Genomic DNA, 19,576 nt, shown 5'->3' on the forward strand with positions numbered 1-19,576 from the left:
TATTAATTACTTCTGGTTTTTAATGGAGCGCATAATTTCCTTGACTTGTGTTTCAGAAAGCTTACGACCCATTTTGGCATACATCGCCTTAATTTGGTTTTCGGTGATTGGTGGGTTATCACGAATCTGTTTTTTAAAGATTTTGATAGAAATAAAATAGCCAATAATGACACCGACTAACAGGGAAAGGGGAATTCCCAAACCTAAGGCAAGCGCAAGATCATTCATATCTATATCTTAATCTTAATCCTCTCTAGAATCTTATAAAATCAGAATAGCGTAATTAATGAACAAGCTAATTAGCATTCTGGTTCCTTGTTACCAATCCCAGCCCTTTCTCGATCGCTTTTTCAAATCACTTTTAAAGCAAGACTGGAACGGTGTTAAAGTAATCTTCTTTAATGATAACAAGCCAGATCCAACATACGAGATCCTAAAACAATTTCAACAAGCACATCCACAACTAGCGATTGAAGTACATTGTGGTGAGAAAAATGTCGGTGTAGGCGGTTCACGTGATCAACTAATAAATTATGTAGACACACCCTACTTTTACTTTGTTGATCCTGATGATGAATTTAGTGATCCCAACTGTTTTAAGGCAATAGTGGAAACAATTCAAGGAGAAAACTTTGATATTGCAGTGTTAAACAGTATTGTTTACCTCCAAATGTTGAAGAATGACTTTTTAATTAAACACATTCCGCTCAAAAACATCTTTCAGGGCAAGGTAAAACTCAATCCTGATAACACCGTAAATCATTTGCACTATATCCAGAATAACGACCAGTACATTTGGAACATTGTCATCAACACCGCCTTTTTCAAAGCATTGGATTTGCAGTTTGTTAACCGCTTTATTGAAGACATTGCGGTGTGGTTTCCGATTATGTTTAAAGCCCAAAAAGTGCTGTGAATTGATGTAAATGGGGTTAACTATTACTTGCGACCGAACAGTGCTTCCACCCAGAAAAACAGCATTAAATTACTCTCCTTTATTGAGGCTTACGAACGGTTGTATTTCCACTTAAAGAAGGTGGGTAAGCTAGCTGATTTTATTGACCCTAACAATAAGATTGAAAGTCGTTTTTGACGGCGTCAAGCCTTCATTTGGTTTAGTTTTATTAATGTTTCATGGATGAAAGCGGAATTTGAACAGACCAAAAGTGTGTTGCAAAAACTGTTTGACTTCATGGAAGCCAACGGCATCTACGACAGGGTATTTACTAATAAGCACCACGGTATTTACTTATTGTGAGTTAACCGCTTAAAACACTTTAAGAAGTTAGTGCAAGCACAACCACATCTATAAGTTTTGTGTTCTAACAAGCTAAAGCTTCGAGTAGCTTTTTAAAAAGTTGTTCTCTTTCTAGAGTTTGTTTTCCATCTTGGGCTTGTACAACCATTTCCTTTTGATTAGCGTGAATCTTTATGTAAAGTGTGCGTTTATTATCTTCATTGGCTTCGTTAAAAGCTACAAATGAAATTAGCTCACTTTGATTGAGTGAATTCATTGCGTGATCAATAAAAGGTAGTTTGATAATTTTTTTATTTTTCATAATTAATATTTGTTTTTTGGAGATTGAAAAAATAGCTACCACTTGCAACTCGGTTGCCAACAGGGATCAGACGTTTTGCTTATCAATTAAAAAAATAAAAGATTTGCATTTTGCTCCTCCACTAAATAAATTGAACTGAGACTTTATATGTGACAACAAAATTACCAAAAATTTTTTTGAATATTTTTTAGATAAATAAAAATACCAACAACTGACATATAAAAATCAACTGCTGGTACTTTTATTTTGGGTTGAATCTACTTAGACTCCAAACGATCCAAACGTTTGTTAATTACTTGAAGAGTTTCAAGAATTAACTTAAGCGTTTCCCCTTGGGTTTGAATTTGTTCGCCCTGCTTTTCAACAGTTTCAGTGAGCTTATTTATTTGTTCACCCTGAAGAATTGAAACTTTGATTAGCTGACTAATTTGTTCACCTTGAGAAACCAAAGTGTTCTCAATTTTTATCAGCCGCTGATTGTTGGAATTTTTGAAATCATTAAACTGCTTTTGGGTAACGTAACCACTTTTTCGTTTTTCCATATGGTTTAAATTGCCATAAAAGCCCATGTCATAGCTGCCATCAGGTAGATCTTCGATTCAGGCTTTTGATGTTTTAATCTTATCTTTTTTCAAATTTCTTTTAAACAAAGTAATTGAAATTTCACGTTTAATGATCAAATCCTCCTTTCTTTACAAGATTTAAAAAACTACAACGTGCAACAATGTTGCCAGAGGATATCAACTGCTTGGTTGATCCAGTAATTTTCTTGAAATACTTCATAACGATCATTTCACTAAATAAATTGAGTAGTTGATTTGGAAGTAACAAGTAGAATTTCTGAAATTTTTGAAGAGTCAAAAAATCTATTCATGAAATTAATTGAATGAAATTCAGGTAACAAGGCCTTTTCAAACTAAAAAAGCGCTTTTGCCGCCCTACTAATTAATCAATTGCGTAAATCAAATTGAAACGCCAAATTTATTTAACTCACCTCCCCCAAATCTTTCTTAAACTCACTTAACTTCCCCGCAGCAGCCAAATAATCCTTGTACTCGGATTGGATGTCGGTTAAGGCCTTTTTAAAGGTGGGGTTATCAGTGAAGGGTTTGGCCAAATCCGCACTTGATTTCAACAGCGCTTTGGCTAACTTAACCACTTCCGATTCTTGGGTATCAGTCGATTGCTGTCTGCTTTGCTGGGTAGTTTGAACGCTAACAGAAGCTGCTCGGCTACTCCCCTGCACACTGCCCTTAACTTGGGTCCCCTGACCCGAACCCATCATCGCCACCAAAGCACCGTACAACTTCGCGGTTAACCCCGTTTGTGCTCACGTTTGGAACAGGCTGCCAGATTCCAGTAAGTTCAAACTAAACTCGACGCCGTTTTCCTTAAAGTTATTACTCTTAGCTTGTAAATAGCGGTACAGCAAGATGTCGGCTTGTTTGGTGAAATCGCGTTTGTTGTTCGCCAAAAAATAATCACCACCGTCAATTGCCAGGGCGTATGTACCATCGTCACCACGGGCGTAAACAGGGGTTTGGAGTGTGGAGGTGGTTTGTTGAACTTGTTGCTGGGTGTGGGTAAGGGCGGCACTCCTTGGGAGCGGAATTAAAACAGAGTTGCCCCCGGAGCTACCACCAACATTGGTACCACTACTAGAATCTGCCCCAGTGGAAGCTGCCGCCATTGCTTGACTACTCGTCAACCGCACCGCGTCTTGGAGGTAGTGGTGTTTATCATTGGAATTATTACTACCCCCATTAGTTTGCCCGCCGCTCAGTTTGCGCTGGGTTGTGTAAAACGCATCGGTTTGATTATTCTGCTTCACCTTGACAAACGCCGGGTCGACCTTAAACCCGGGGGTTTGGTCGGTCATGGCAATTTTCGCACGCGAAACTATGGATCTAATCGCCACGGCATCCTTCCCCTCCATAAAAAAACTATCCAGCGGATTTTGGTTGGACTTATTCGAATCTACCTTGACCTCGGGCAACGAACTCGTCTTACTCCCACCCACCAGGTACTCGTACTGGTCAATAATGGCCGTAGCTAACCCCACGCCCTTAAAGGCCCCGCGCAGGTTGGACTTGGTCACCAAGAGCTTATTGGCAGCGCCATTGCTGTTTCACTTGGTTTGCCAGTCAAACAACCCGGTGCGGGAGGATGTATTGGATTGTTGGGTTTGACCATTCTTCTGCTCCGGAAACACCGCCTTAATGAAATCCCCGAAGTTTTGGGCACTGTTGGGGGTGGGGTCGAAGGTGGTTTTACCTTGGCTTTGTCCATTATTGGGCTCGCGAAACGCGGGGAAGGCATAGACCAACTGTAAGGCACTACCAATCGCGGCTTGGTCGTATAAGCTGTCGAGCCCGTCCTTGGGTGCTTGGTACGCGAAGAACGCTTGGGTGAGGGGAAACAGATAGAGCAAAAGCTGTAAGCCACTTTATAATTAAGTAAATTATAGCAACGCTGTCAAAGCGTACTTTTACCATTGATTATTTCCTTAAAAAGACTTGTTTAAATGACCAAAACTAAGTTTAATCCGTACCAATTTCGCAAACAATTTAAGTGGTTTAAAAACAACCCCCAATGGGTTAACTTTGACAACGCTGCTACCTCAATTGCGCTAGACACCGTTAGTCAAGCTTGCAAGGAATACTATGAGCTTTTTAGTGTCAACCCCCACAATAAAACCCCTGATCTCAACAACCAGATTATTGCCATTATTGCTGAAACCCGTCAACTAGTAGCGGACTGGTTTAATGTCACTGCACCTGAAATTATCTTTACAAGTTCAGCCACGGAGTCCATTAATTTGTTTGCCCATGGCTTAAAGCCCTGGATTAAACCCGGTGATGAAATTGTCTTAAAGGGTGATGAACACTCGGCTAACGTTTTGCCCTGAGTGGCACTAGCTAAACAAACAAAGGCCAGACTAGTATGGGTCGAAAAGCAAGCTAACCAATCCTTAGAAGACACTTTTAAGTCATTGATTAACCCGAAAACTAAAGTAGTAGCCATTACCGCTACTTCCAATTTGTTTGGCAATTCAATTGACTTTGCTCAAATTGCCGATTACCTCAAACAAGTCAATCCTAAAGCTTTTGTAGCCGTGGATGCAGTGCAAACGGTGCAGCACAAGCAAATTGACATTGCCAAAACCCAGATCGACTTCCTAGCCTTTTCTACTCATAAGTTTTACGGTCCCACTGGACTGGGGGTAGCTTACATTAAAAAAAGCTTACAACCCCAATTACAACCCCTCAAACTCGGGGGTGATATCTTTACCCAGATTGACCCGGACAATACAATTCACTTTAAAAGTACACCCCTAAAGTTTGAAGCCGGTACCCCCAACATTATGGCCATCTATGCCTTAAACAAGCTGTTGCGCTTCTTTAAACAAAAGTTTAATTTTGCCCAAATGATGGCTTATGGTCACCAACTTAAACAACAAGCTTACGAACTGTTAAACAGTAATCCGCAAATTGTGCTGGCCAACCACGACCAGGATGTCCCGATTTTTTCCTTTAAACACCGCCAATTGGCTACCATTGATCTAGCCACTTTCCTAAACATCAATAAGATCATGGTACGCCAGGGCTCCATTTGTGTGGGACGTTACCGCAATAAGGATTACTTTGTGAGAGTTTCGTTAATGCACTATAACACAGTGAAGGAGTTGCAGTATTTAGCTAAACTCCTAGCAACTGATACCAAGACAATTATTAAAAACGTAATTAAGTAACTATGGATCGCAAAATAAGGGAGCAAATTATTGCCATTTACAGCAACTTACAACACAAACAGGACTTAACTCAGTTTGCCCATTGTTTAACCACTAAGGCTGATGATAACTGTGAGGACTTCTTTAACTTAGGCTTACAGTTTCAAAACAACCAACTAACAGCACTTGGTTTTAACGGGGAGGGTTGTATTATTTCGACAATTGCTAGTGAACTGACTTTAAGTGCGTTGGAAGGCAAAACAATCAAAGAAGCCATTGTCTTGTTAGAACAGTTTATGGAAGCTGTACAAACTGGTAGCTTAAGCACGCCACTACCCCAAGCTTTACAACTGTTGTGGGACTTTCAGATTGACCAGAAGCGTTTAAACTGCTTACTCCTAACACCACAGAATTTGCTACAGTGGCTTAAAGATTTTTCGCACTAAGCGCTAGCGTTTGCCCTAACGCATCATACAAGCGTTTGTCACCCACCAGGATTTGCTGGTGACTACGTTTGTTTTGCACCTGGTTAGCGCGCACTAAGTCTAAAAAGGCTAACTCTTGCGTACCAGCGTCCAAGGCTTGTTCTACTAGTAAAGCCATAAAGATTTCCTTTTTGAGGCCTAAAGCACTGTTCTTATCAGTTTTTCAACTAGCAGAAATTTTGTTAACGTCCTCGTTGGTAATCTGAATGACATAGCTCAAAGTCTTGACACTCGAGTCCTTGGTGAGTGGTACGGCTTTGGCTTTCTTATAGTCTTCGTTACCTTGGGAACTACTACTTGAATCAGACATCTTCACCTTGGTTTGGCCAACATAACCTTCGAACTTGTTAAAGTAACCATCATCCAGTTTGTCCACTACATCAACCAAGAACTTCTTCTTGTTGTCAAAGCTAATCAACGGTTCCCCACTGGAGTTAAAACGTCCTAAGTTACTGGTATCGACATTAACTGCACGGTGCAACACTTCACCAAAGGCATTGAGCTCGGCATCGGAATTAGTGTTTTGGATTAAGCGTTTCAGGGTTGCTTTATCCTTGTACTGGCTCAAGGCCCCGGATTTGTCACTACTTGTTACTAACTGACCAAAGTTGTTAAAGATTTGTTCCGTGAGTCCGGCACTAGCAGTCGACACACTTTGGGGCGAGTTAATCGTTAAACCGTTAAAGCCAAAGAAGTGTTTTTCGTTAGTGGTACCACCAGTAGACCTCTTTTGACTTTTCGTCTTATCATCAAACGGTTCCGCGGTAAAGTTGTAAGTGCTTTCGCTTTCCAGTAACGAATCGGGTTTAATTGGCGTACTCTTATCGTTAAATCAGTTGGTTTCCGAACCCTGGACATAATCGGGGTTTTGGACAAACTTATTGAAGGGGTTGTCGCTTTGAGTATTTGTTGCCTGAGCTGTCTTTAATACTGCTACTTGCGCTTTTGCTGCGGCTGCTGATGCCGTAGCCGTATCATCATAGCTCACCGTTCACGACACAAAGGCACGGGTACCCACGGTAATCGCTTGTTGGAGCAAGCGCTTATAGTTCTTCGCCCCATCCTTAACTAGTCACATTAAGGTGGACAAGAAGCGCAGGTACTTGTACTGCCCATCACTACTAGATGCTTCCAGTTCACTTTCAAACGCTTTTTTACCGAGTTCCAAGAGGGTTTGATCACCAGATTTTTGCATGCCACTTGAAGCTACAGCATTTGCAACTGCTGCGCTACTTGAAAGTGAAACCATTCCTGATTGAGCTGCTTGTGCTTTTACACTACCCAACTCCTTGTAATAACCAAACTTTTCCTTGGAAGTGAGTCGTTGTCAGGAACGTAAGTACAAGGTTTGTTTAACGAGGTCGTTAAAGTCCTTGTACTCATTGCCTTTAAGTTCTTTCTTTTCAGAATCGTAATTGTTCTTAAAGTCGTTGGTATTAGTAAAGAACCACTCCTTAAAGGAATTGAGAATCTTGGTTCACTTAATCCCAACATCAGACAATAAGGCCAAGATCATGTTGGTCTGGGGCTTATTGTCCTTACTCTTGAGCGAAACAATTTCGGAGAACTGACTACCAATTTGGGGTGTTGCACCTCATTTGGTGATTAAACTAGATGCTTTAGTTTCTACATCACTAGTTAACTGCTTTAACTTTTTGTCGTTGTTTTCCCGAGTCGGTTTGATGTCCGGTTGTTTAACGGTGTTTGTGCTTTTTTGACTATCTGTTGTCTTTAGTGTTACTAAAGCGGCAGATCCTGATTCAGATGCTTTTACTTTTCCATCTGCTGCACTATCTTCCGGAATAAAGAACTTCTCTAAAGCGGGGTAACTACCATCACTAGCGCGTTGGTAAGGGAGCGGTTGGCCCAAGCCAATCGCACTCTTTTGGGCTTGTTTTTCTAGTTGAATGTACTTATCAGCGCGGTCAATAATAGCTTGCTGTAAGCCACTCACCTCCCCCAAATCTTTCTTAAACTCACTTAACTTCTCCGCAGCAGCCAAATAATCCTTGTACTCGGATTGGATGTCGGTTAAGGCCTTTTTAAAGGTGGGGTTATCAGTGAAGGGTTTGGCCAAATCCGCACTTGATTTCAGCAGGGACTTGGCTAACTTAACCACTTCCGATTCTTGGGTATCAGTCGATTGCTGTCTGCTTTGCTGGGTAGTTTGAACGCTAACAGAAGCTGCTCGGCTACTCCCCTGCACACTGCCCTTAACTTGGGTCCCCTGACCCGAACCCATCATCGCCACCAAAGCACCGTACAACTTCGCGGTTAACCCCGTTTGTGCTCACGTTTGGAACAGGCTGCCAGATTCCAGTAAGTTCAAACTAAACTCGACGCCGTTTTCCTTAAAGTTATTACTCTTAGCTTGTAAATAGCGGTACAGCAAGATGTCGGCTTGTTTGGTGAAATCGCGTTTGTTGTTCGCCAAAAAATAATCACCACCGTCAATTGCCAGGGCGTATGTACCATCGTCACCACGGGCGTAAACAGGAGTTTGGAGTGTGGAGGTGGTTTGTTGAACTTGTTGCTGGGTGTGGGTAAGGGCGGCACTCCTTGGGAGCGGAATTAAAACAGAGTTGCCCCCGGAGCTACCACCAACATTGGTACCACTACTAGAATCTGCCCCAGTAGAAGCTGCCGCCATTGCTTGACTACTCGTCAACCGCACCGCGTCTTGGAGGTAGTGGTGTTTACCCTGGGAGTTATTATCCCCACTTTGCCCGCCGCTCAGTTTGCGCTGGTTTTGGTAAAAGGTATCGTTCTGCTGACTCTGCTTCACCTTGACAAACGCCGGGTTGACCTTAAACCCGGGGGTTTGGTCGGTCATGGCAATTTTCGCACGCGAAACTATGGATCTAATCGCCACCGCATCCTTCCCCTCCATAAAAAAACTATCCAGCGGATTTTGGTTGGACTTATTCGAATCTACCTTGACCTCGGGCAACGAACTCGTTTTTTTCCCACCCACCAGGTACTCGTACTGGTCAATAATGGCCGTAGCTAACCCCACGCCCTTAAAGGCCCCGCGCAGGTTGGACTTGGTCACCAAGAGCTTATTGGCAGCGCCATTGGAGTTTCACTTGGTTTGCCAGTCAAACAACCCGGTGCGGGAGGATGTATTGGATTGTTGGGTTTGACCATTCTTCTGCTCCGGAAACACCGCCTTAATGAAATCCCCGAAGTTTTGGGCACTGTTGGGGGTGGGGTCGAAGGTGGTTTTACCTTGGCTTTGTCCATTATTGGGCTCGCGAAACGCGGGGAAGGCATAGCCCAACTGTAAGGCACTACCAATCGCGGCTTGGTCGTATAAGCTGTCGAGCCCGTCCTTGGGTGCTTGGTACGCGAAGAAGGCTTGGGTGAGGGGGAGGGGGTTTTCCTCCACTACTCACTGGGCAAATAGATAAGCCTGGAGGTTAGCAAAGAACTCCCCGTTAGGATCATTTGGTTTGGAATTAACAAACTTGATTTTGTTGCTAGTACTGTCGAGGTTATCTTTGGTAGTGGGTTTAAACTGATCACTACCATCAGTCAACTGCACATTAGCAACAATGTTGCTAAAGATAAGTGATTGGAAGTCGGCTATTAAACGGTCGTATAACTTTAAGGCCTTTCAGGAACTTTCACTCCCACCCCACTGGTCGTATTCCTTTTGGAGCTCTATTGGTCAATTAATCGGTTCGGCCTGTTGTTTTTGGTCCAACAGGTTATCATGTTCATCCTCCACGTTTTCACTAAAGATAGTTAAACGGGTAGCAATGTTGCGATCCTTATTGTTTTGGTACCAACTCTTTAACGCTTCACCAAAGTTAACCCTTAAAATGGTTTCCGTACCATTGTCCTCAGCTAAAGCGGCTTTTAGTACAGCTTCAGGTTTAATGATGTTGTTTTCGGTAAACCCAATCAACTGCTTGGAGCGGTTTTGACGGGGAAACAGATTGGAGGTATTGAGTGCAGAACACGCCGCTAGCACCACCCCTAGGCCAATTCCGGTAAATGTAAACGCAACTAAAGGTCATCGCTTTAACTTATAACCCATAAATTGTGTGTCCGTTAAAGAATAATAGTTTGCTAATTATCTCATGAATGGCACTAATTTAGCCATTGTTTATCCAGCTAATATAAATAGGTGAAGGTGAAAAACTTCAAACCGCTTTTACAATTTTGTGAGTTCTTTTGCCCAATTAAAACATTGGGCAGACCAGCATTAGATTGCTATGGTATATTTAAGCGGGACTTGGGAACCGTTAATACTATCTCATTTTCCTCAAGATACAACTGTTTCATTTTTTCGTAACTTTTATATTTTGTAAACGTTCCTCTTATCATTCATACATGTCTTTATAATTCCCAAGTTCTAAAGAGTCCCTTCGGGGACTTTCTTAATGCTAAAAAAGCAGTTTGATGCTACTTATAGTCGCTATAAGCCATCTAAACTGCTTTCTTAGTTTTGATAGTTATTCCTAATTTGTGTCTATATATTATATATAGTCCTTATTAATAACTATTTTTATATTTACCGGCGCTGTGGGGGTTGGCTAGCTCGCTGGGGGTGGCGGGCTGTGGATTTGCTTAATCGTGAGCTGCTTAATTTGTTCAAACAACTCTGGTTTTTCCGCCAACACGCTAAAGAGCTTCTCTTTGCCAATCGCAATGTTTTGGCTCTTAAACGAATATGCATTGTCACTGCGCACCACCACATTGTGTTTAAGCGCTAACTCAATCACTTCGTGTTCATACACAATACCGCGGTTAAACATAATTTCCAAAAAGGCAACACCAAACGGGCGCGCTACCTTATTCTTGGACACGGTTAACTTACTCTTAATGCCGACATAGTTACCAAAGCGGTCTTTGAGCAGTTCACTGCGTTTGGCCTCCATCCGCATCGAAGCGTAGAACTTCAACGCCCGACCCCCAGTAGTTACTTCCCCATTACCAAACATGACTCCGGGTTTTTCCCGGAGTTGGTTAATAAACAGTAAGCAGGTGTCAGATTCAGGTAAGAGTGACTGCACACGGCGTAGTCCCTTAGACATCATCCGCGCATGGAGTCCTATTGTCTGGTCATCCATGTTGCCCTCCAGTTCTTGCTTAGGAATCAAAGCCGCCACGGAGTCCACCACAATTAAGGCCACTTTGTTGGTCTTAATCAGTGACTCCATTAGGGCAAAGGCGTTTTCCCCATGCTTGGGATGGGCTACTAGTAATTTACCCAAGTCAATCCCAATTGCCTTGGCGTAACTTAAATCTAGTGCACCCTCAGCATCAATGTAACAGGCCACTTTGCCCGCTTTTTGAAAGCTAGCGACTGCATGTAACGCGACCGTGGTTTTACCCGAGGACTCGTTACCATAAAGTTCTACAATGCGCCCTAGTGGCAAACCACCAGTGCCGAGCGCTTCATCTAAATGAAGGCTTCCAGTTGAGACAGTTTTAATTTCACTGTTTTTCTTTGCATCTAAAAAATCAAAGTCTGCCAAGTTATTGTTTTGAATAAAACTGTTGTCTTGGCTAATTTTCTTATTAATCATTTCTTTTTGTACCATTGTCGTTTACATCATCTAAATTGATTCAAAAAGGGAAAAACGCCATTTTTTTAGATAATTAAGGCAAATTTTTATGAAATTAACACTTTGGCTGGTGTTGGGCGCTGTCGGAGTCGGTGCAGTTGGTACGGGTGTGGGCTTTGGTACCAAGTACTTTTTAGACCACAAAGCCAAAAGTAACGTGGACGTTGCGTTTAAACAACGTTCACTACGCAAACAGGTCAATGTGGGCTTTTGGAATGCACTCAACTTCTTGGGTAGTGAAAGAAGTTTCGGCAACCAAAACAGTAAGGTTAAAACCAAGGGGATTGCTGAAATTATTAACCTCCTTAAGTACGACATTGTCGGTTTAGCGGAAATTCAACCATCCACTGAAAGTACTGCTGAACGGTTTGTCGACCAACTCAACGAGTACGCTGATCCTTATACCTCCTGGTCTTATGATCTATCTCCCGTAACTACCAGTAAGACTGCTAGTGAAGGCCAGAAGGAACGGATCTTAATTGTTTACAACAGCCAGAGTGTCAAAATGGAGGGACAAGGTTGGTTTTATGACAATCCCGAAATGGACATTAGTAACTATGTCAGTGATGGGAGTTCTTCCAAAACAAGAACACCTAAGAAAACTAAAACTAGTAAAAAGAAGCCTACTAAAAAGAAAAGTTCAAGAAGCAAATCTTCCAAAGGTAGTAAGAAACAAAAAACTACCAATGAAAGTGAAAGTGAAACTTTAGAACTCAAACTGGAACAACGCCGTGTAACAACACGCTCACAATCAAAGCAACAAAAGGGGCAAGAACAAGCAACTGATCAAACTGATAGTGAGGGTGTGACTACTGAAGAAGGAGCAGATAACACTGACACTGAATTAGTTGAAACCACAGCGGAAACAACCGAACAAGAAGCTACCACGGAAAGTACAAAAGACACTAAGGAAACTAAAGATAGAATCAAAGTGGACTGATCGCGTCCCCCTTACAGTGCTGAATTTAGTACCCAAAAGGGCAAAGTAGTAGTGGCTTTTGGTCATTTTGACTCTCCGGGGGCAAACACTAAGCGGGGTGAAAAAATCGCTAAGATGGGCAAGGGTCAAGGTGCCCATGAATACTTTGAAGCGCAAACTACCTTCAAGGCAATGGATTCCATTAAGCAGCACTTTAACAACGAAAACATCCTGTTTATGGCTGACACTAACATTAAATTCGGTAATCAAGCCGCTGCTTTTGGTGAAAGCAAAGATTACACCTTTTTAACTGAAGATAATGAAGCGTGAAAATCTTCATTGGGTACAAAGAGTGGTTATGCCAACCCTTATGATAAGATTATTACCTCTAACAGCTTTAAGAATAAGGTCTTGAATCAAGCTGAACCCTACTGAAATTACTTTGACCGTTACTTAAAAACTAAGGGTCACAATAGTTATCTGTTTGATCTAGCTAGTTGGGGCACTAAACCTAGAACTATTTCTGACCACGCCCCTGTAGGAGTGTTGTTTTAAGTTAATTAACAGCGCAAAATATAAACATGGCGGATAAATGTGTGACCCTTTTTGGGTTCCGCCATTCATAAGGGCGCTCGGGAAACCGGGAGTTTTTTATTGCTAAAGAATACAAGTAAACGGCTTTTTAGGCAAAAGCTATTTAACTCTCTTTAAAGCCAAGTCCCACTGCTGTTCGTAAAACTGCTTGGCTTGTTTTAACTGCGCCACATTTTGCACGGTACTTTCAGCAGGATCATTTTTCGATCACATTTCAATTAGAATTGGTACTGTTGGTACATACTGGTGAATGGCTTTTAAAGCTGCTTCAAATTGGGCTGTACCTGTGCCAAACGGTACTTCCTTAAACTGCTTGGGTAAAGTATCTTTAAAGTGAAAGCCCACTATCTTGTCTTGACCTAATGCGATTTCATCAAAGACTGCCGTACTAAATTGCGATAGGTTACCAATATCCGGATAGAGCAAAATGTTAGCCTTACCAATCCGCTTAATCAAGTTTAAACAACGCACAATCGTGCCAGCAAACGGCGTGTCCATCACCTCAAAGGCAATGGTAACAGCGTACTTTTGCGCTAACTCTGCCACTTTCCGCATGTTAGTAATGAAATTGCGTTCTGTTTCTGTGTCATGTGGCTCATAATACACATCATAAGCCGCTAACTGGATAATACGAATCCCTAGTTTGCGTGCTAACACACAGGCCTTTTCAAAAATGGTTAAGCCCTGTTGGACAGTAGTTTTATTCTTGGAACCCAAAGGAAAGCGCCGGTGGGCACTTAAACACATTGAGTTTAAACAAAAGGTTTGTGCTTGTAACTCATTGTGGAGTTGGTTAATTTCGGTATCACTCCAATCCAAGCGTTGTAACCTAGCATCCGATTCATCAATGCTCAACTCAATAAAGTCAAAGCTAGCTTGCTTAGCAATAGCAATTTTGTCCTTTCAGGCAAACTTATTGTTAATTGCCTTTTCATAAACACCCAGGAGGTGTTTATTTTCAGTACTTGTGAAACTCATCTTTAAATTGTTGTACGGTTTGAAGTGGATCACTAGCATCCCTAATGGTACGCCCAGCAATAAAGATATAAATGGGAATATCCTTAAATAACTGGATGTCGTTGAGGGTAATGCCGCCGGTAACGGTGACCTTAAAGCCCAAATCCGCTAAGCGTTTCACTGCTTGCAAATCCTTATCTGATCAGTTGACTCCCGCTGCTTGGGCATCACGGGAACGGTGTCACACTACCTGCTGAACTCCCACTTGTTTTCACTGCGTTACCTGCTCCCAAGTGAAGTTACTGGTCATTTCCACCTGGGTTTCTTTTATGGGCGTGTAACTGTTACCCACAGTTACCACATCCTTTACGGTGGGCAATTCCGCTGCACAAATGACCGTGGTAAAGTGTGCCCCAGCATCAAAGAACATTTGGCTAAACACCTTCCCCGCATCAGCAATCTTGCCATCAGCCACTATTAACTTATGGGGATAGCGTTTGGCAATTTCTTTAACAGCATTAACGCCCTCCGCTGTTAGTAAGATAGTGCCCACTTCAATAACATCAACAGCATCCCCGACTTTAGCCAGGTCATTTAAAGCACTCGCTAAACTGAGGTTATCAAGCGCAATTTGGATTAAAGGTAAAGCCATATTAAGTTAAATATTTGTGTAAGTTAACCCGATCAATCACAGCAAACAAGCTGGTCTCATCACAACAGTCCAACAAGTCCTTAACCACTTGAGTATCTTCTACTAGGGCCGCAATTTGTGGTAAAGCTTCTGTCGTATGAATGGCAGCGCTGGTAGCCGCTAATCCAATTAACAAGCGCACCGGGCGGGGATCGTTGTCAAAGTAAACTGGTTCCTTTAGGGTCACTAAAGAGAAGCAGTTTTGCTGTACCGTACCGTTATTCTGGGCATGAGGCATGGCGACATTTTCCGCAATAATGAAATACGGACCGTACTGAGCTACACTCTTTAGAATGTCATCAAAGTAAGCTGGTTGGACTAACTTGGCAGCAATTAAAGGATGGATGCAGAGCTGTATCGCTTGTTTTCAGTCCTGCGCGGTTTGGTGCAACCGCACGGTGTGGTGTTGCTTTAAGACGGCCTTAAAATCGAGCTTTGTCATCTTAAAGCACCTTACTTAACGCTTGCTTAATTTCGTTTTCATCCATCAGGTTTAACACCCCAACAATCTTGGCCTTAGCATTCGGGTTAAACTCACTCGTTAAGTGAATCGAGGAAATAATAATGTCAGCGCTGTGCTCCATCCCCTTGGTTTGTCCCATTGACAAAGCTTCCACTTTGGCGGTGTAGCCCAACTCCTTCATAATCTTTTCAACCTTAATCTTGATTAGCATGCTCGTACCCATGCCGTTACCACAAGCAGCAATAATGTGTAATTTCTTATTTTCCATGGTTAGTTATTTAAATCTAATTGTGGGTTAATTTTGAGTAATTGTTGTAATTTAGTTACTTTAGTTTGCTTACCATTGTCAATAATTTGTGCCAGCAAGATTAAACCAACGGTAGCCAAAATTACTAAGATCCAACCACCAATTACATTGTAAGCCCCAATTCAAACTAACAACCCAAAGTAAAGATTCCAGTCAGCCATTCCAATAAAACCGTTGTCAACGGGTGATGCACTTTTACTGATCCACTCAATTGCTTGTGCTAGCGTACTGTTAACAGCTTTTAAACTGTTAAAGCTATCGGATTTAACAAAGCTTTGCGCTTCGGTTATCCGGTTAACACCAGTAGCATTTACAACCTTTTCTACGGCTGTTTTTAATGCCGAACCGTTGTTATTGTCCAAACTATTACCCATTAACGCCTTTAAATCAAAGCTTTGTTTAGCATCTAACAGTGCCGAAGCCTGGTAAGCGTTTGATACGGTGCGCAGCGCAAATGAAATCACAATAATTTCTAAAAAGCCAATAATACCCGGGAGCAGTAAGGCCGCCTTCCAACCACCCTCGGCATTAGCATACACGCCAAAGGCACCACTGTTAAAGAAGAGTGTAATAAACAAAGGAATCGCCACAAAGCTAAACTGGTTACCCGGAATATAGCTAATGCCAGCCATAATGGCAACAGCTAAAAACTGACCAATGACCCCACTTAAAAACCCAAAGGTCACGGAGTTAATTGAAAACCCATAAACAGCTGCAATATCAACCGCTACCACGGCCCCTGGTACTACCTTTTCACTAATACCTTGAAACGCCTGTTGTAACTCAGTGATAAACATCCTTACCCCAGTCATAATGGCAATTAAGCTGGCCACCATTTTCAAAGCACCCCCAATAATGTTGAGCGTAAAGTTAGCTCCGCCAAAGGTAGTGTTTCAAATCTCTAAACCATTAATGGCACCAAATTTGTCCCAGTTAATTAACAGTGGTTTATCACCCTTGTAACTAGCCAAAATCACAATAAACAACACCACAAACAAACTAAGGATAATGATCGTTTGGGTGAAGATATTATCTTCAAAGATCTTTAGGGCCTTAGGCAGTTTTTTGTGCTCGGCACTATCGTTTTTGTCACCAAAGTACTTGCCCAATTTAGCAACCGTCATAATCCCTAACATCTGCTGGTGACCAATCGAAAAACCAGCATTATTGGTTACCTTATTGGTCACTAAATAGGTACCCGTAGAGGCCGTAGACCAGTAAACTCCCAAAAAGATACCACTAATAATCACTAGACCGGCTTGGGCACCGTAAGCAATGCCCGTACCCAACAACGGAATTTGGCGGAACAAGACAATATAGAACAGCGTAGTAACTACCGCTGCTTGTTGCAACATAACGTGTCCAGTAACCATAATCGAATTGGTGTTAGTTCAACGCTTTAACCCCACAAAGATAATGTTGACAATAAAGCCCACTAACAGCGAAAAGGCAATCAAGGACACATAGTCATTGTTCAAGAAACTGTTCGTAAAGAAATCGTTCGCTGATGCTAAGGAAAAGTAAGGATCCAATAGTACCACACCAGTACCCCCTAAACCCTTAATCGTGTCAAAAACGGGACGGGCGGTGGACACCAACACGCCACTACCAATGCTTAACAGGATAAAGCCAATTACGGTCTTTAGTGCCCCCACCACCGATTGCACCCCACCACGACCTAAAGCAAGGTAACCAATTAGGGTAATAACACCTAACAATAGCGCTGGTTGACGCAAAAAGTTATCGAGGTATACCCGCGTAATTAAAAAGATAAAGGCATCACCAAAGGCTTGGGCCGAAAACGGGGTTACTCCCTTACTAACTAAGTTCGGTAATCCTGCACGCAGTAATACTGTCAAGAGAATTACCACCAGGTTGATCAAAGCAAAAACGGATCAACCGATAATTAACTTACGTTTTTGTTGGAGCTTAATTTTGTTGAGCATTACTCTATTTTTAGTTGTTTTTTAAGTGCTAATACCCGTGGATGCACAGCCTTGGGATTAAACTTCCGCGGTGCATCAAAGGCCAGGATTTCAGCGGGATTTTCGACCAAGATGGTGTTAATGGCCGCATCGGAAACTCCCACTTCTTTAAGGAGCGGAATAAAGCGTTCAAACAGATATGCAAACCCAAAGCACTCCTTCCCTTTTTCTAAACCATAGTGTTTTGGTACAGTACCCGCCCCGCATCTAAGGCCAGGGTAATGTGTTTAACAAAGCCCAAGTCCACTAAGTATTTAATGTGTTTAGCCAATAAACAATCGGGGTAATACTTCACCCGATCGGGCCCATCAAAACACAGGGTCACACCCAGTTCCCGAATAATCTTGGCATAGTAATACTCATCGGGATTCTTGTTTAAGTGCGATAGTTAAATTTTCCGCGGATTAACGCCAAAATCAATCAGGTGTTGTACTGCTTCATATGCCATGGTACCGAGTTGGGTGTGCACGAGTACGGGAGCACCAGTAGTAATCGAAGTAATCGCGACTGCTTCCAAGGCCTTTAATTCCAACCGGTCAATCGCAGCATAGCCCGTACCAGCTTTAATAATGCCTGCCTTAGCCTTGCCCCGTTTAACCACGGGACCGGAATAGTTATACAAATCCATACCCTCTTCTATTTCAGCGACCAACATCGGCACAATTTCATTAACTGGCACTTGTGCTAACCAAGAACTTCCCTTGTCATAGAAAGCAGCCTTGTGAAAACCAGTGGCCATAATAATGTTCAGCTTGCCCTTTAGTTGTTCTGCAATCGCTACCATCCGTTTGACATCACGGCCCACATTCGGTGGATCCATGGTGACAATGCTCCGACCACCATGGTGGACAAATTACAAACACTCTTTAATAGCAGCTTCATTCGATAACATCACAAAATCAGGGTGCTCTTTGGCTTCCGGACCCCAATTCTTAATTAAATGATCGTGACAGTCACAAATACCTAAATCCTTAGGGTCAATGTCCCCTAAAACTGTTCTTACAAATCTTTTCATTTCTAAATGGACGTTAAATGGTTTAAGTGTATTGAAATAACCCTAATAATGTGTAAGCTACTGGATAATTTGCCATTAACAGTTGTAAAGCTGGCAACTATTTTTAGAATCAGCCATGGATCAAAAAATGATAAATGACCTCAAAGAACAGGTTTTTCAAACGAATTTATTACTACCCAAATATGGCTTAGTCATCCACACTTGGGGTAATGTTTCGATGATTGCCCCGAACCGTCAGTTCTTTGTCATTAAACCAAGTGGTGTGAGCTATGACAAGATGCGTGCCCAAGATATGGTAGTGGTCGATTTGGACAACAATGTTCTAGATACCAACGGCCTCAAACCATCAAGTGATACCCCAACCCATGCGTTAATGTACAAACATTGTCCAGATATTAAAGCTATTGTGCACACCCACTCTACTTTAGCGACATCGTTTGCTCAAGCCGATAAGCCGATTCCTTGTCTTGGTACTACCCATGCTGATAACTTCTTTGGACCAATCCCGTGTACTAGGGCTTTAAGTGACAGTGAAATTAATGGAGCTTATGAACATAATACTGGTTTAGTCATTCTGGAACACCTCAAAAACAACCAGGTTGATGTCAATGCTTGTGCGGCCATCTTAGTCAAAGAACACGGTTCGTTTGTTTGGTCCAATAAGAATGGCAAGGATGCAGTGGACCGGGCGTTAACTTTAGAACAAGTGGCCCAAATGGCCTTATATACCCAAATGATCAATCCCCACATGAAAGAAGCAAACCCAGCGTTACAACAAAAGCACTATAACCGCAAACATGGTAAAGATGCTTACTATGGACAAAATACTAAGCAAGAAGATTAAAGTGAACTGGTTGGGCGGGGTGTTTTGGTTATTACCTAACTTACTCGATCTGTTTTCCGCTAGCAAACGTAAAGCGAGTGTGCGACCCTACCAAAGCTTATTGGAACTGGTTCAAGAAAACTTCTTGAACCGGTATGACCTCGTGCACTTTAGCTTTAATGGTGACCATGACTTCTTTCACTTTAATGATTTACAAGCCATTAGGAGCTTTAACTTTACGATAGAAGAGGAACAACTAGGAGCAATGCAACCAGATGAGGTTTTACTGTTTGAACCTGTGGATCGTGTAACAGTGGAATTAGATCAAAAGGGTTTGAGTTTAATCCACAGTGGCAAAGCTTTTTGTGCTAGTGCAAACTACTTTAAGCACTGGCTAAAACGCGTACCACAGCAAGACAAAGTGACCCTAGTGTGGCGAAAATCAGGTTTTGAATTAAAGCAGTAGAATTAC

17 protein-coding genes and 1 pseudogene are annotated in these 19,576 nt (G+C 42.2%); 6 read left to right on the top strand and 12 right to left on the bottom strand.

The window, feature by feature from the left end:
* Positions 1-6 precede the first annotated feature (6 nt).
* A complete protein-coding gene (locus F539_RS02725; protein ID WP_014574997.1) occupies positions 7-228 on the bottom strand; it encodes a YneF family protein in 222 nt (73 codons plus the stop codon).
* Positions 229-286: 58 nt separating this feature from the next.
* Between F539_RS02725 and yibD the strand changes: the two genes are divergently transcribed.
* Complete coding sequence (gene yibD, locus F539_RS02730) at positions 287-1,312, top strand: diacylglycerol beta-glycosyltransferase (RefSeq protein WP_010874839.1); 1,026 nt, start codon at positions 287-289, stop codon at positions 1,310-1,312.
* Positions 1,313-1,322: 10 nt separating this feature from the next.
* Here yibD and F539_RS02735 read toward each other — a convergent pair whose 3' ends face one another.
* From F539_RS02735 to F539_RS02745, 3 genes are all read right to left on the bottom strand, one after another.
* Entirely contained in the window at positions 1,323-1,619 is a 297-nt protein-coding gene (locus tag F539_RS02735) for a hypothetical protein (RefSeq protein WP_017532763.1), read from the bottom strand.
* 197 nt (positions 1,620-1,816) lie between these two features.
* Positions 1,817-2,209: a DUF16 domain-containing protein gene (locus F539_RS02740; RefSeq protein WP_307755017.1), complete on the bottom strand. Its 393-nt coding sequence runs from the start codon at positions 2,207-2,209 to the stop codon at positions 1,817-1,819.
* 335 nt (positions 2,210-2,544) lie between these two features.
* Positions 2,545-3,990 (bottom strand): DUF3713 domain-containing protein, encoded by a 1,446-nt coding sequence (locus F539_RS02745; RefSeq protein ID WP_014575000.1) that lies wholly within the window; start codon positions 3,988-3,990, stop codon positions 2,545-2,547.
* 93 nt (positions 3,991-4,083) lie between these two features.
* Between F539_RS02745 and F539_RS02750 the strand changes: the two genes are divergently transcribed.
* Positions 4,084-5,310 carry a cysteine desulfurase gene (locus tag F539_RS02750; protein ID WP_014325562.1) on the top strand — a complete coding sequence of 409 codons (1,227 nt, stop codon included), beginning with the start codon at positions 4,084-4,086 and terminating at the stop codon, positions 5,308-5,310.
* Positions 5,311-5,312: 2 nt separating this feature from the next.
* On the top strand, positions 5,313-5,735 hold the full coding sequence (locus F539_RS02755) for an iron-sulfur cluster assembly scaffold protein (RefSeq protein WP_010874844.1): 423 nt from the start codon (positions 5,313-5,315) through the stop codon (positions 5,733-5,735).
* Here the strand turns inward: F539_RS02755 and F539_RS02760 are convergent.
* Entirely contained in the window at positions 5,716-9,753 is a 4,038-nt protein-coding gene (locus tag F539_RS02760) for a DUF3713 domain-containing protein (protein ID WP_225971148.1), read from the bottom strand. The genes F539_RS02755 and F539_RS02760 overlap by 20 nt on opposite strands.
* A gap of 562 nt (positions 9,754-10,315) precedes the next feature.
* Positions 10,316-11,326 (bottom strand): recombinase RecA, encoded by a 1,011-nt coding sequence (recA, locus tag F539_RS02765; RefSeq protein WP_010874846.1) that lies wholly within the window; start codon positions 11,324-11,326, stop codon positions 10,316-10,318.
* 73 nt (positions 11,327-11,399) lie between these two features.
* Here recA and F539_RS04175 point away from each other — a divergent pair, with 73 nt between their 5' ends.
* Positions 11,400-12,824, top strand: a complete 1,425-nt coding sequence (locus F539_RS04175; RefSeq protein WP_014325565.1) for an MPN491 family membrane nuclease — start codon at positions 11,400-11,402, stop codon at positions 12,822-12,824.
* Positions 12,825-12,962: 138 nt separating this feature from the next.
* Here the strand turns inward: F539_RS04175 and F539_RS02775 are convergent, their stop codons facing one another.
* The 6 genes and pseudogenes from F539_RS02775 to F539_RS04635 form a co-directional block, all read right to left on the bottom strand.
* Positions 12,963-13,841: an L-ribulose-5-phosphate 3-epimerase gene (locus F539_RS02775; protein ID WP_014575001.1), complete on the bottom strand. Its 879-nt coding sequence runs from the start codon at positions 13,839-13,841 to the stop codon at positions 12,963-12,965.
* Positions 13,816-14,472, bottom strand: coding sequence for a 3-keto-L-gulonate-6-phosphate decarboxylase UlaD (locus tag F539_RS02780; protein WP_014325566.1), 657 nt, complete (start codon positions 14,470-14,472; stop codon positions 13,816-13,818). The genes F539_RS02775 and F539_RS02780 overlap by 26 nt, the downstream gene beginning before the upstream one ends.
* Position 14,473: 1 nt before the next feature.
* The gene (locus tag F539_RS02785) at positions 14,474-14,953 is read right to left on the bottom strand and encodes a PTS sugar transporter subunit IIA (protein ID WP_010874850.1); all 480 of its coding nucleotides are present in this window, start codon (positions 14,951-14,953) and stop codon (positions 14,474-14,476) included.
* Position 14,954: 1 nt separating this feature from the next.
* On the bottom strand, positions 14,955-15,242 hold the full coding sequence (locus tag F539_RS02790; protein WP_014325567.1) for a PTS sugar transporter subunit IIB: 288 nt from the start codon (positions 15,240-15,242) through the stop codon (positions 14,955-14,957).
* Between the two features lie 2 nt (positions 15,243-15,244).
* On the bottom strand, positions 15,245-17,227 hold the full coding sequence (locus F539_RS02795) for a PTS ascorbate transporter subunit IIC (protein WP_010874852.1): 1,983 nt from the start codon (positions 17,225-17,227) through the stop codon (positions 15,245-15,247).
* Positions 17,227-18,281 (bottom strand): annotated as a pseudogene (locus F539_RS04635) (phosphotriesterase family protein). The gene F539_RS02795 and the pseudogene F539_RS04635 overlap by 1 nt, the downstream one beginning before the upstream one ends.
* A gap of 115 nt (positions 18,282-18,396) precedes the next feature.
* Between F539_RS04635 and F539_RS02805 the strand changes: the two are divergent.
* The gene (locus F539_RS02805) at positions 18,397-19,125 is read left to right on the top strand and encodes an L-ribulose-5-phosphate 4-epimerase (RefSeq protein WP_014325569.1); all 729 of its coding nucleotides are present in this window, start codon (positions 18,397-18,399) and stop codon (positions 19,123-19,125) included.
* A complete protein-coding gene (locus F539_RS02810) occupies positions 19,079-19,570 on the top strand; it encodes an MPN499 family protein (protein ID WP_010874855.1) in 492 nt (163 codons plus the stop codon). Before F539_RS02805 ends, F539_RS02810 begins: the two co-directional genes overlap by 47 nt.
* Positions 19,571-19,576 lie beyond the last annotated feature (6 nt).

Origin of the sequence: Mycoplasmoides pneumoniae FH (assembly GCF_001272835.1) — a bacterium.
Taxonomy (GTDB): domain Bacteria; phylum Bacillota_I; class Bacilli_A; order Mycoplasmatales; family Mycoplasmoidaceae; genus Mycoplasmoides; species Mycoplasmoides pneumoniae.